The 14544-nt window shown below is 42.2% G+C and carries 6 protein-coding genes; 3 read left to right on the top strand and 3 right to left on the bottom strand.

Annotated features, from left to right (window positions below; all coding sequences use genetic code 11):
- The first annotated feature begins 10 nt into the window (after positions 1 to 10).
- The gene (locus tag Q1A40_RS16495) at positions 11 to 8140 is read left to right on the top strand and encodes a hemagglutinin repeat-containing protein (protein ID WP_300002101.1); all 8130 of its coding nucleotides are present in this window, start codon (positions 11 to 13) and stop codon (positions 8138 to 8140) included.
- A 334-nt stretch (positions 8141 to 8474) separates the two neighbouring features.
- Here Q1A40_RS16495 and btuF read toward each other — a convergent pair whose 3' ends face one another.
- Both btuF and mtnN read right to left on the bottom strand, forming a co-directional pair.
- On the bottom strand, positions 8475 to 9278 hold the full coding sequence (btuF, locus tag Q1A40_RS16490) for a vitamin B12 ABC transporter substrate-binding protein BtuF (RefSeq protein ID WP_300002100.1): 804 nt from the start codon (positions 9276 to 9278) through the stop codon (positions 8475 to 8477).
- Positions 9268 to 9969 carry a 5'-methylthioadenosine/S-adenosylhomocysteine nucleosidase gene (mtnN, locus tag Q1A40_RS16485; protein ID WP_300002098.1) on the bottom strand — a complete coding sequence of 234 codons (702 nt, stop codon included), beginning with the start codon at positions 9967 to 9969 and terminating at the stop codon, positions 9268 to 9270. Before mtnN ends, btuF begins: the two co-directional genes overlap by 11 nt.
- Before the next feature lie 234 nt (positions 9970 to 10203).
- Here mtnN and dgt point away from each other — a divergent pair, with 234 nt between their 5' ends.
- Both dgt and degP read left to right on the top strand, forming a co-directional pair.
- A complete protein-coding gene (dgt, locus tag Q1A40_RS16480; RefSeq protein WP_300002096.1) occupies positions 10204 to 11718 on the top strand; it encodes a dGTPase in 1515 nt (504 codons plus the stop codon).
- A gap of 140 nt (positions 11719 to 11858) precedes the next feature.
- A complete protein-coding gene (gene degP, locus Q1A40_RS16475) occupies positions 11859 to 13295 on the top strand; it encodes a serine endoprotease DegP (RefSeq protein ID WP_300002094.1) in 1437 nt (478 codons plus the stop codon).
- Positions 13296 to 13517: 222 nt separating this feature from the next.
- Here the strand turns inward: degP and Q1A40_RS16470 are convergent, their stop codons facing one another.
- Positions 13518 to 14543 (bottom strand): M48 family metallopeptidase, encoded by a 1026-nt coding sequence (locus tag Q1A40_RS16470; RefSeq protein ID WP_300002223.1) that lies wholly within the window; start codon positions 14541 to 14543, stop codon positions 13518 to 13520.
- Position 14544 lies beyond the last annotated feature (1 nt).

Here is a 14544-nt window from a genome sequence, read left to right as displayed (position 1 = left end):
GATATATAACGTGAAAAGCTCTCATTCAAATAATCGAGCATATTATTCAGGGAAGAAGATTTTTAAATTTTCGCCTGTTTATTTAGCGATTGCCTCATCAATACTACCTTTTGATGCGCTTTCGGCTATTATACCAGATAACAATTCTGGAAATCTTAATATAAATCAATCTGCTAATGGCACAACAACGATTAATATTGTTGATCCAAATGCGAATGGTGTTTCCCATAATAAATATCAAGAATTTAATGTTGACCAAAATGGCGTTATTTTTAATAACAGTAAAGATGATGGTGTAAGTCAGATTGGCGGCCATGTTATTAAAAATAACAACCTGAATAATGAAGCTGATGTTATTATTAATGAAGTCGGTGGAGTCAAAGGAACTCAGCTAAATGGTACGATGGAAGTATTTGGTAAAAGTGCTGACCTGATCATTGCTAATGAAAATGGCATTCAGGTCAATGGTGTTAAAACCCTGAACGCCAATAATCTTACATTGAGTACTGGGCGTATTGAACAAGAAAATGGACAATTTTTACTTAATGTGACAAAGGGCCAGGTACAAATATCTGGCAATGGTATTTCGACTGATGGATTATCTCATTTTGATATAGTCAGCCGAGCTATTCAACTGGATGGCCAGATTGCAGGGTCTGCTGATGTTAAATTATTAGCAGGAGCAAATAAATATAATACTTCAACTCGCCAATATCAGACGAGCGATGGCTTAGATGATTCTCGCCCTCTTGTTTCTATCAGTGGAAGTGAGTTAGGTTCAATTTATGGTAATCGAGTCGAGTTAATCAGTACTGATAGCGGTGTTGGTGTACATCATCTTGGCAGTATTGTATCTCAATCATCTTTAGATATTTCAGCTAACGGTGATCTTACATTGACATCATTACAGTCTAAAAATGATTCAGTTTCATTAAAAGGAGATAATATTAGCCTTGGTGGAAATAAGAATGGAGTGGCTGCAGTTTTAGCAAAAAAAGATATAAACATTGAAGCCAACAATCATCTTTTGTTATCTTCTGACCTAATATCAGAAAATGGAACTGTTGCTATATTTGCTGATTCTTTTTTACAGCAAGCAGCAGGGATTTTTGTTAATGAGTCTAAAAATTCAGCACAAGTAGATTCTATAATCATCAATATTAAAGGTGACTACAATATAAAAGGATCTTTGTATGCAACAAACAGTCGTGGAGAAGTTATTCCAGACGCCAAAATTGTTCTGCATGATGGTAATTATATTGTCTATGACCGTAATGGAAATATCATCAGTGATGCTGTTGTAGCTTCATCTGCAACTGTGATGGCTAACTCTGGCAATGTTAAAATTAATTCCGGTACACTCAATAATGAAAATGGAGTTTTGATTTCAAAAGAAAATAGTATTGTCTTTGATATCAAAGAGCTTTTCAGTAATGATGGTGCTATTTCAGCAGTTGGTGATATTCATATAACATCTAATGAGTTAAATAATACTGGGGTTGTTGACTCTCAGAAAAATATAAATATCAATTTATCCAGTTTCATCAATTCAGGCTCTGTTACGGGAAATAGTCTGAGTTTAGATACTGATACTGTAAAAAATGATGGGGTAATAGCATCCAAGAATGGTGGGGTGACAATTAAAGCAAAAGGAGATGTCGATAACTCCGGGCTAATACAAGGTAATCATATCCATATTAATCAAGATAGCGGTCGGTTAACTAACCGTGGTGAATTACTATCTGAAAATGATATTTCTATTGACTCCCAATTCATTGATAATAAAAAAACAATTGCTGCAAAGGATAAGGTTGTTTTATCTTCTGTAAACTCACTGAATAACGATGGTGAAGTGATTGCTGGAAATGAATTCTTATTATCTGGAAACGGGCAGACTCAAATTAATAATAATGGTTTATTGCAAGGTGGAAGTGTACAGCTGGAGGGGTTGGAATCTGTCAACAATAAAGGTTCTATTTTAGCTGATAAAGATCTGAAAATAAAAGACACCAAGAAATTAAAAAATGATGGTGAGCATGCAGTTATTCAAGGAGGGAATGTTGATTTTAACAACATTCAATCTATTGATAATTCTAACGATGCTAAAATTATATCAAAAGATAAGTTATCAGTGACTAACTCCGATGTGTTAATAAATTCGGGAAGTATTCATTCCAACAATAATCTCGTTATCTCTAATGTAAATGATGTTACTAATAACAATGGTTTTATTATCTCATCCGGTAATTTAAGTATTGATAATGTTAATAGTTTGAATAATACAGGAGATAATAAGAAAGCGAGTGGTATTTATTCTGATGGTGATTTAACGATTAAAGATGTTAATGAAGTAAAAAATCATTCTAAAACACAAATTAAATCAGAAAACGGCAAAGTTTCTTTCAAAAATATCAATTCCTTAGAGAATGATACGGGAAGCTTGATTTCATCAAATGATGACATGGTTTTTGATGAAATTAAAAAACTTAATAATAAGGGAGAGGTATCTTCAAAGAGCAATATATTCTTCAATAATATTAGTGAGTTATTAAATCAAGGCGGTGTTATATTCGCTGGTGATAATATATTCTTTAAGAAAGTAAATGAGATCTTGAATGAGTTGGGAGGGAGTATCAGAGCCTCAAATAACATCAAGGCTGATGATGTTATATATCTGAAAAATGAAGACTCTTTCATCGATGCAGAAGGTAATATTTATCTTAATGTTAATCGATTTGATAATGTGTCTACATATGATCGCTCTTTAGTACTTGCGGATGGAAATTTAGAGATCTACGCAAATGTAATAAAAAATGATAACTCGGTTTTGTATGCTGCGGGAAATATTAATTTAACAGCTTCTGATAAATTAATTAATAATAATGACGGTAGAATCGAGTCTGATGAAAATATTTATATAAAAGCAGATAGTATTTCTAATGATAATTCTAAAATAGACTCAAATAACAAAGTGGATATTAATGTATATAAAAGCATTGATAATAATGGTGGTACAATTGTAGCGACTAATGAAATCTATTTTAAAATTAGCAACGATTATGTTTACAACGCCAGTTCTGGTAGTTTTGAAGTTAGAAATAAGAAAGATGGTTTGTTGACATTAGAAAGCGAGCGCTCAATTACGATTGATGAGGTTTTAGAGTCACCGGCTGCTATTCAACTGATTGCCACGGGAAGCATAACTAATAATAAGGGTATTTTGAGTGGTAATAATATTCTATTGCAGTCTGATGGTGATATTACTAACTCATCCGGTGCTTTGATTTTCTCCAGTAAGAATATTAACGTTATAACTGATAATGGTACATTCTCTAATAGAGAAAAAGCGAATGTTATGGCCATGAATGATATTAATATCACTGCTTATAATATTAAGAATGTTGGTGGTCAGATTCGTTCAGAAAATGACATTAATATTGAAGCGAAAAACTTAGAGAATATTACAACTATTGATGAGGGAAATTCAGGCTGGGATTATACAAACTCTCAGATCATCGAGAGTCAGCATACTCAAAAAGGAAGTGGTTTCACCGCGAGTGATTATTTCAAACTCTCTGGTGCTATTCCGTTACCTATTGGCCATATTGAAATAAAAGATAAGGCGAGCATTTCCGCAAAAAATGATGTTAACATTAATAAAGAAAATAAATATCAAGGAGGCCAGCAAGTATTGAATCATGGGGGGCAGATTCAATCTGGTGGTGATATGTTTATTCGTGGTGATTTAACGAATAAAGCGATTAGCATTGATATCGGTTATGAACATATTTTAAATAAGAAACTTAATCCACCGCTCACACTTGAATACCATTGGAAAAATGGCTTTGGGGCCAGTGGCGGCCACAGGAAAATGGAGTTTGATACATTATATGATTTCATTGATTTTATTTTAGATCCAAAGACTGATGAAGGATATTTAAAAGTTACTAAAAATGTTGACGTCAGTAATGGTCAGGTTAATGTTCTTGATACGCACATGACTCAATTGTTTGGTAACACATGGAAAGCTAAAGGTAAACAGGATTTACAGAAGGATTGGGCAGAGTTAAATAAAATTGATTCCGATACGGGTGAGAAAAAATTCCATAATCTTAAGTTTTATGCTGTTTCTGAGCAAAATAGCTCTATCGCTGCGGGTGGTAATTTAACTCATAAAGACGGTAGTTTTAATAATGGTCTGGATAAAGAATTAGCTCTGGATAAAAAAGATAATGAGCATGTTGTTACTGAAAAAGTAGATGATAAAGAAATTCAAAGTAATAATTCCTCTTATGAAGTGACAAACAGTAAAAATGATCTTGCATGGCTGGAAAGTCCATCAGGTATTACAACTTCTGGCACTTATGAAGATATGATTAATATGCCGGGATTATTTGCACCTAATCATAATGTTTTAGGTGGTGCAGGTAATTTGCAACCGAACCCAGATCCTAAGGATAATATTTATGTACTTTATGAAACACGTCCTGAATTTATTGATCAGGATGCGTTTTATGGTTCAGATTACTTCTTCCAACAAGTGGGTTATGAACCCAATGACCCTGTTATTGTTTTGGGTGATAACTATTTCATTAGTGAGGTTATTCGTCGTGAAATTGATGATTCCGTTGGAACATTTTTCTTAACGCGCGATGGACTTGAAGGTGCTGATTTAACAAAGCAGTTAATGGAAAATGCGGGAGATGTCAACGGATCTGAAGATTTTGTTGTCGGGCAGCCTTTAACAGAGGAACAAGTACAAAATCTGGATAAAGATATTATTTGGTTTGTGACTGAGGAAGTTGACGGTGTTCAAGTGCTTGTTCCTCGGATTTATTTAGCGCCATCGACCATCGAACAAATAAATAATGAGTCCAACAATGCTTCCGCCTCTGTTTCTGCTGGAGGTAATATCGATATCAATGCTACTGAAGTTAATAATGTTAATGGAACGATTAAAAGCGGTGGAAACATTGATATACAAGCCGAATCGAATATTGTGAACTCATCTACAGGTCAAAATGGCGGTATTCAGTCTGGGGGGGATTTATCTCTTGTTTCTGAAAAAGGGGATATTCATAATTCCGGCGCTGCATTGAATGCGGGTAATGATATAAAACTGGATGCAAAAGAAGGGGATGTGTCATTAACGGCCAGTACGGGTTACGATGATACAGGTAAGAAGGTTGTCCATCGTTATGATGATGGTGTATCGGCTGGCGGTAATATTGATATCAGTGGTAATAATGTCACTGTTAATGCTGTAGATATTGAATCAGATAAAGATATTTCCATTACTGCTAAAGATGGGGATGTGATTTTTAATAATATATATGAAACAGATTCTACTTATGATAGCGAGTATTCGACCTCCGGTTTGTTTACCACTAATGGTAAAGAAACAACAACGTCATCAGCGACAAGCGTTGAGTCTTCAGTCAAAGCGGGGGGCAGTTTAAATATTAACTCATCTAATGATGTTGTGATGAAAGGTGGAGAGTATAGCGGTGCGTCCGGCTCTATTACTGCCGGTGGAGACGTTGATATTCAAGCGACTCAAGATTATACGCATTCAGAAGTGGTTGAATCATCATCTGGTTTTGTAATATCAGGCAGTGCTAACGGTTTTGGTCAATCAGTTAACAGTGAATCATACAGCGCGGGTGATAAAGAAACGGTTTCCCAAAAAGGTACCCATGATAACAAAGAGTCTGAAGTCTCTAATGCGGGTAGCGTTCGCCCTGGTGTGGCCCCGACAACAGAAACCGGCGGTTTTAAAGTAGGGGTTAAGACTGAGACAACAACAACGACTGAGAACAGTGTTAAAAATAATAATGCCTCGCTGAATTTTGGTAATGATCTTACTATTCAAGCTGATAAAACTGTTGATATCGGAGGCGCTGATCTTTCGGGCGACACGATTAAGATTGATGCTGATGAACTCAAATCAACTAAATATGAGGACGTTACCAGTAAAACCGTTACCCATGAAGAAACATTTATTGGTATTAAGGGCGAAGCACATTCCGATTGGGCTGATGGCGTTGATAAAGCTGCTAATAAAATAGAGCAAACGAGTAGTGATAAACAAACGGATGGATTATTAAATGGTCTTGAGCTCGCAGGTGCCGGTTCTAATATGTATTTTGGTGACGCAGCAGGAGGCTCGGTAAGTGTTGGTTGGGATCATACTTCTGAAACGACTCAGTCTACGGCATCAAGTGAAAATATTAGTACTATTAAAGGTAATAATATCGAAATCAATACCAAGAACAACGCTGAGCTGAATGGTGTTGATATTCAAGGTAATAATATTGATATGGATATTGGTGGTGATTTATCCGTTAATTCCGCTAAGAATGAATATACCGAATCGTCATCATCCCAATCACATTCAGCAGGGGTTAGCCTTGGTGCTTCTGCGGGTATGACGGGGGCGGGCGCTGGGGTTTCTGTTGATTACAGTGGCTCGCAGCAATCTTCGGTTGGATCTGGTACTTCACATACAAATAGTCAGATTACTGGTGATAATGTGAATATCAAAACCGGCGGTGATATGTCTCTCACTGGTGCCAATATTAAGAGCGATTCTGCGAATATTGATGTGGGCGGTGATTTAAATATTACCAGTGTTCAGGATACGGTTAATCGAGGTGATAATAATGAGCAGTGGGGAGCATCGGTTGGTGCGGCTGTTTCCTCCTCAGGTGTTATTCCTACATTCTCTGGTAGCTATGGACAAGGTTATGAGAATTATGAGTCTAAAACAACAACAGAGCAGTCTGGTATCAATACGACTGGCGAGTTAAATATTAAAACGGGTAATGACCTTAATATTACCGGGGGACATGTTATCTCTCAATCAGGGGAGGGTACGGTTGACGTTGCTGGTGATATCAATGCGAACTCTTTGAAGGACACTGTGAATCAGGAGGGGCTTTCTGCCGGAGGAGGTGGTGGCTTAACATTGAAAGGTAGTCCGACGGTCAATGGTTACGTTAATACAAGTGACAAAATTGATTATCAAGAAGATCAGAAAGCGACAATTTCCGTTGGTAATACTGTTAGCCAAAATGTAAATGGGGATTTAAATACAGATAAAGATAATCTGAGCGAAGTCAAAAAAGATGTTGTCGTTGCCGGAAATGATATTTCATTTACTCTCGGAAAAATAGGTTCGGATAAAAAAACATCAGGTTCGGCCTCGGAAAAACAGCCGACGCCAGAGAAAAAACCGACGCCGGAAAAACAGCCAACCCCGGAGAAAAAACCGACGCCGGAAAAACAGCCGACGCCGGAGAAAAAACCGACGCCGGAAAAACAGCCGACGCCGGAGAAAAAACCGACGCCGGAAAAACAGCCGACCCCGGAGAAAAAACCGACGCCGGAAAAACAGCCGACGCCGGAGAAAAAACCGACGCCGGAAAAACAGCCGACGCCAGAGAAAAAACCGACGCCGGAAAAACAGCCGACGCCAGAGAAAAAGCCAACTCAGGAAAAACAGCCAGCACAGGAGAAACCTGTAACGAAATGGCCAGAAGTGAAGCCGACAAAACCTGTGGTGACCTCACCGGGTGGTTCAAGCAGTCTGCCTGGATTTGTGCCACCAAGAGGCAATAGTCAGGGGAGTAATGGAGCCGGCGCTCCGTCGACAGGTAGCAATGGAACTCAGGGCGCAAAAAAATGGCCAGAAGTGCAGCCGGCAAAACCCGTGGTGACCTCACCGGGTGGTTCAAGCAGTCTGCCGGGATTTGTGCCACCAAAGGGAGGCAACAAAGGGAGCAATGAAGCAAGTATTCCGTCGACAGGTAGCAATGGAACTCAGGGCGCAAAGAAATGGCCAGAAGTGAAGCCGGCAAAACCCGTGGTGACCTCACCGGGTGGTTCAAACAGTTTGTCGGGATTTGTTCCACCAAAGGGAGCCAACAAAGGGAGCAATGAAGCAAGTACTCCGTCGACAGGTAGCAATGGAACTCAGGGCGCAAAAAAATGGCCAGAAGTGCAGCCGGTAAAACCCGTGGTGACTTCGCCGGGTAGTTCAAACAGTCTGTCGGGATTTGTTCTACCAAAAGGTGATAAAACAGCATCGATAGAGAATAAAAAATGGTTACAGCTTCTTGATGAGACGATTATAAGCTAAATACAGTCGGGGTTATTTGTCTGTTATCCCCGTCATACTTCAAGTTGCCTGGGTGCTACGTGCCTGAGGCGCGCCGAATCACAGAGTCTATCTATGCTCATCGACGCGCCTCACTTCGCGCCTACAAGCAACTCGAATTATTTTGAATACATATCAATGGCAAATACCCGTCATTCTTCAAGCTGCCTGCCCCCAGTCCGCCGAATCACGTGTCTGTCGATGGGCTGAGCTGGGCGCCGACAGGGAACTCGAACTGTTTTGGATATATCCCCATTATCTGTCTAAGCTTTATGCCTGGAAGAACCCGAATAATGTCTTCAGTGATTTTGAGTTGTCAGAGCTTGTCCAACGCCTCGCACAGCTGTTTTGCTGCCAGAATAATTCTCGGCCCGTTACGGGTAAATTCATCATCATCAACGGCAATAATCGGAACAGATAATTGCTCTTTCCAGCTTTTTTCTACCATCTGCGCTTTGCTATTGTCACCGGCGATAATAATGGCCTGGGGTTTACGAACTAATACCTGCTCACGACTGACCTGCGGCCAGGGAATACGGCTGTTAGCGAAGATATTTTGCCCACCGCACACTTCGACTATTTCATTTTGTATCGAATGTTTATTGACGGTAAAAAGTGGTTGCTCACTGAATTCGAGAAATACTTTTTTAGGCGTTCTGTTTTTATATTTTTCTTTTAATTCAGCAAACTGACGGGCTAACGTATCGGCTGCCTGATAGGCTTTTTCTGGAGTAGGGCTGAGGGGGGCGAGCTGGCGGAGGGTCTCCTCAACTTCGCTCACACTCTGAGGATCCAGCCAGATAATTTTACTACCCAAGGCTGCTAACTGATTGACCTGACGTTCAGGATTTCCGCCGCGCCATGCCAGTATGACATCGGGCTTTAGCGCGACAATACGTTCAAAACTCATCCCTTGCCAGTTTGCGACTTGCTCGATATCTTTTGCTTCAGGAGGATAATCGGAATAAGTACTGACGGCAATCGGCGTGATACCTGCGGCAAACGCCAGTTCAGTATTCGCGGGCGAGAGAGAAATTATCCTTGGGGCGGCCACCAGGGATAGTGGAAAACCGAGGATAAACAGGGCACCTGTCAGGCGCCCGAAAAAACTATTTACCATGCGCGATATTCTGCACCAGTTTTTCTACCATAAGGGTCGATTGTTTGGCTGCCAGAGCAAGAAACTCGTCAAAACTCAGATGTGACTCTTGGTCTGCGACATCAGAAATAGCCCGAACCACCACAAAAGGAACACCGAAGTTATGGCAGACATGACCGATAGCCGTAGCTTCCATTTCTACCGCTATTGCCTGTGGGAAATTATGACGGATTTTTGCCAGTATCTCTGAGCCATTAATAAAGGCATCGCCACTGACAATCAGCCCGCGTACCGCATGTAAATCGAGCGCGCGAATACAAGATTCAGCGGCTTCAATCAGTTCACTACTGGCGGCAAAGCCTGCCGGACAACCTGCCATCTGACCAATTTCATAACCAAATGCAGTTACGTCGGCATCGTGGTAACGCACTTCATCAGAGACAACGATATCGCCAACTTTCAGTGTCGGTGCCAGACCACCCGCTGAACCTGTATTGATAATCACGTCAGGTTTACAGTGCTCAAGCAGTAAGGTGGCTCCCATAGCGGCAGAAACTTTACCGATACCGGATTTCAGGAGGGCAACGTCAACGCCACCCAAAGTACCGGTGTAAATTTCACACCCGGCCAGGTTCAGCGTGTGACGATTTTCGATTTTGCCACGCAGCAGCGTAACTTCTTCTTCCATTGCCCCAATAATGCCTACTTTCATAGAGATACCCGATAATATGATAGAAAATGACGTCAACTTGGTGAATAGTCTATCATGGCATCTGGCCACAGATTGCTGATAACGCGCGAAAAATATGATACGGCTGACTCTTTGGCCGCTGAATGGAATTCAAGGTATTGATTTTAATTTATTTTATAAGTTTTCTGCTGAGTGCTGGTATAAACGATTGACCGAACAGTACTCCCTATCTTCTTAACGTTGACCGGAGCGAGCATGAGCGAGATCGATTTTCGGAAAAAAATAAACTGGCGTCGCTGTTTTCGCTCCCCTGAAGAACCGCAAAGCGAACATGATATTGCGCGTTTATTTGAAAGTGATCGAGGGAGGATCGTGAACTCACCGGCGATCCGTCGTTTGCAGCAGAAAACGCAAGTCTTTCCCCTTGAACGCAATGCCGCAGTACGGACTCGACTGACGCATTCTCTTGAAGTACAGCAAGTGGGGCGCTATATCGCCAAAGAGATCCTGGGTCGTTTTAAACAGCAAGATCAGCTTAAACTGTATGGCCTGGATGAGCTTACCGGGCCGTTTGAAAGTATTGTTGAGATGGCTTGCCTGATGCACGATATCGGTAACCCACCCTTTGGGCATTTTGGCGAGTCAGCGATTAAAGACTGGTTTTGTCAGCGCCTGATTCCGCCTGATAGTCCGGAGATCGCCAATCACAACGATAGCTGCAAGGTGCCAGTGCTGCGGTTGCAGGAGGGAGAGGCCGAATTAAATGAGCTGCGCTGTAAAGTACGTCAGGATTTGTGCCATTTTGAAGGTAATGCCCAGGGGATAAGAATGGTACACAGTTTACTGCGCCTGAATCTTACTTGGGCCCAGGTTGGCTGTATTTTGAAATATACCCGTCCGGCATGGTTTTCCGATCCCATCCCTGCAAATCGCAGTTACCTGATGAAAAAAACAGGATTTTATCTTTCAGAAGAGCAGTATATAAAGCAACTACGCGCTGCTCTGGATATGGATCAGTACAACCGCTTTCCGCTGACCTGGATTATGGAAGCGGCAGACGATATTTCTTACTGTGTTGCCGACCTTGAAGATGCGGTTGAGAAGCGTATTTTTAGTGTTGAGCAACTCTATCAGCATTTGCACAGTGCCTGGCAGCACCATCAGGCTGGGGATTTGTTTGAAAAGGTTGTCCAGGGGGCCTGGGAAAAGTCTCGTAGCTATGCTATCCCTGATAGTGCTGTCGATCAGTTCTTTATGTATCTGCGTGTGAACACCTTGAATCAGTTGGTGCCTTACGCGGCTCAACGCTTTATCAATCATTTACCAGAAATCTATACTGGAGAATTTAATCAGGCTCTGCTCGAAGATGACAGTTCATTTTCACAATTACTGGAAATGTATAAACAGGTCGCCGTTCACCATGTTTTCAATCATCCAGAAGTCGAACAGCTTGAACTTCAGGGCTATCGAGTCATCAAAGGCTTACTGGATATTTACAGTCCCTTACTTGATCTTTCAGAAGGGCAGTTTACACAACTTATCCATGACGAACGGTTATCGAAACACCCAATAGAGACCCGACTTTTTCATAAACTATCTATAAAACATAAAGTTGCTTACATTGATGCTGTCGCAGAATTAAATCCCTCTGCTGCAGATCACCCCATTTGGGAATATTATTATCGATCGCGGCTAATACAAGATTATATCAGTGGAATGACGGATTTATATGCGTGGGACGAATATCGCAGATTAATGGCTGTTGAATAAATAGCTTGCTACTTTTGTAAAGATGGACAATAAATTTTTACTTTTTCCAGTCAGTTAACAACTGAACTTCGTTAGCAAACATGACTCTTAGAGTGATGTAAACAGCAACAATAATTGGCTAAAAATTTGAGAGTGAATCCATGAAAAAAACTACATTAGCAATGAGTGTACTGGCAATGAGTCTGGGTTTAGCGCTGAGCCCAATGTCTGCTATGGCTGCGGAGAGTGCATCTTCTTCTGTTAGCGCCGGACAGCCGCTGCCGAGTCTTGCACCGATGCTGGAAACCGTCATGCCTTCTGTAGTCAGTATTACTGTTGAAGGAAATGCACCTGCTAGTGCACAACGTTCTTCACGTAACTTCCAGCAGTTCTTTGGCGATAATTCCCCATTCTGCCAGGAAGGTTCTCCGTTCCAGAGTTCACCTTTCTGTCAGGGCGGACAGCCAGGTGGCGAAGCTAGCCCACAGCGGAAATTCTCAGCATTAGGATCGGGCGTGATTATTGATGCTGCTAAAGGCTATGTGGTGACCAATAACCACGTGGTTGATAACGCCACTACCATTAAAACACAATTAAGTGATGGCCGTCGTTTCGATGCCAAAGTGGTCGGTAAAGATCCTCGTTCAGACATTGCCCTGTTACAGATTCAAGACCCTAAAAATCTGACGGCTATTAAACTGGCAGATTCCGACGGCCTGCGTGTCGGTGATTATACCGTGGCTATCGGTAACCCTTATGGTCTGGGTGAAACCGTGACTTCCGGTATTGTGTCAGCGCTGGGTCGTAGTGGCTTGAACGTTGAAAACTACGAAAACTTTATCCAGACCGATGCGGCGATTAACCGCGGTAACTCCGGTGGTGCACTGGTCAACCTGAATGGTGAATTGATTGGTATTAACACCGCAATTCTGGCACCAGACGGTGGAAACATTGGTATCGGTTTTGCTATCCCAAGTAATATGGTGAAAAATCTGACGTCGCAGATTGTTGAATTTGGCCAGGTTCGTCGCGGTGAACTGGGTATTATGGGTACTGAGCTGAACTCTGAACTGGCAAAAGCGATGAAAGTCGATGCTCAGCGTGGTGCATTTGTTAGCCAGGTAATGCCAAACTCTTCTGCGGCTAAAGCCGGTATTAAAGCAGGGGATGTGATTACCACTATCAACGGTAAAGCTATCAGCAGCTTCGCAGCCCTGCGTGCGCAAGTCGGTTCTATGCCTGTGGGTAGCAAAATTACCCTTGGCCTGTTGCGTGAGGGTAAACCTGTCACTGTCAATCTGGAGCTGCAACAGAGCAGCCAGACTCAGGTCGACTCCGCCAGTATCTTTACCGGTATTGAAGGGGCTGAAATGAGTAACCGTAGCGGCAAAGATCAGAAAGGTATCCAGGTGACCGAAGTTAAACCAGGCTCTCCTGCAGCCCGTATTGGTCTGAAGAAAGGTGATATCATCGTGGGTATTAACCAGCAGGCAGTTAATAACATCGCTGAGCTGCGCAAAATTATGGAAGAAAAACCGTCCGTCATGGCGCTGAATATCCAGCGTGGTGACAGCTCACTGTATTTGTTGATGCAGTAATCTGATGAGAACTAGCGGGGACTATCGAAGATTAGTCCCCACTAATCTCGCCGCCTTTCTTAATACATCTGCGACAAAACTCACCTCTTGTAGCGCCTGATCTGCTTCTGCAACAAAATCAGTAAAACTATTATTGAGTCCGGAAAGACAATCATGATGGTCTGTCTGGAAGTAAAATAGCCCTACCTACAGACACCCGAAAGCTATATACGATAAGACCGTCTACTTACCTTGTTCCGCGGCCAGAATAGTTTTAATACGCTCTGACATATCAGGATGTGAACTTATCCATTCAGGTAAGCTTATCCCTTGGCTATCTTTTTCGCCTGATTGCTGAAGCTGGGCATAAATTTCACCCATAGCTGCCAGAGAAAGCCCTTGTTCTTTCATTTGTGCAATGGCGTATTCATCAGCTTCCCGCTCCATACTGCGTGAAAACTGCATCTGATTCACAAATGCTGCCGATTGTAGCAATGTGTCACCAATACCGCTGACGTCCCCGGTTAACCACATATAGCTCAGAGAGATCAGGGATGAATGTACGAGCATTCGCATCGGATGGCGATAATAATGATGGCCGATTTCATGCAACATCACCGCCGCCAGTGCATCGTCGCTTTTTGCCAGCTGAATCAGGTCATCACTCATTATGAGTGTCCCGTTTGCCAGCATAAAGGCGTTTACTCCACCATCTAAATGCATGATCTTCAGCTGTAACGGTACTGCGTCCCGCCTAATCTCATCAGGAATAATACGGCTAAAAAGGCGTTCCATCCGCTGCTGCTGCGTCTGTGTTAATTTGGTTTCGCTGAAACCGCTGCTCTGTAACAGCGTCAGCGTTTGCTGCCCCACTTTCTGCTCGATAGACGCGGGTATATTTGAAGCTATCGTGGTGCTGAGCGCTGGCAAAACCCACAAGATATAGACGGCGATGGAAGCAATTGTTGCCAGAAGGGTTAATCCGACTCCCCGCCAGTGTCGCTCAAGACGGTGGATAAAGCTTGGGCGATGGCGCTGTTGTTGCCATTGACGAAACGCTGAATCATCTTTCGGTACAAAGCGGCCGCCGTCGGAAAAAGTTAGCGTGAGCGGGATGGTACCCAGCGCGTCGGAGACCTGTATTGAATCCAGTGATGCAATCTGTCGTTGCCCGTTACACTCCAGCACCAGATACCGCTCATGCAAAGTGAGGCGGGCAGCCTCACGAGCTGCCCGTCCGGGAGATTGATAATAGCCGCTAAGCTGCAAC

The organism is uncultured Cedecea sp. (assembly GCF_947498825.1).
In the GTDB taxonomy this organism is placed as follows: Bacteria; Pseudomonadota; Gammaproteobacteria; order Enterobacterales; family Enterobacteriaceae; genus JGM124.
Note: the sequence above shows the minus strand (reverse complement) of the source record. Positions and strands in the feature narration are given on the sequence as shown.

Coding starts and splice junctions, on each gene's coding strand:
- degP (WP_300002094.1), top strand. CDS start 11,859: ATGAAAAAAACTACATTAGCAATGAGTGTACTGGCAATGAGTCTGGGT.
- mtnN (WP_300002098.1), bottom strand. CDS start 9,969: ATGAAAGTAGGCATTATTGGGGCAATGGAAGAAGAAGTTACGCTGCTG.
- dgt (WP_300002096.1), top strand. CDS start 10,204: ATGAGCGAGATCGATTTTCGGAAAAAAATAAACTGGCGTCGCTGTTTT.
- btuF (WP_300002100.1), bottom strand. CDS start 9,278: ATGGTAAATAGTTTTTTCGGGCGCCTGACAGGTGCCCTGTTTATCCTC.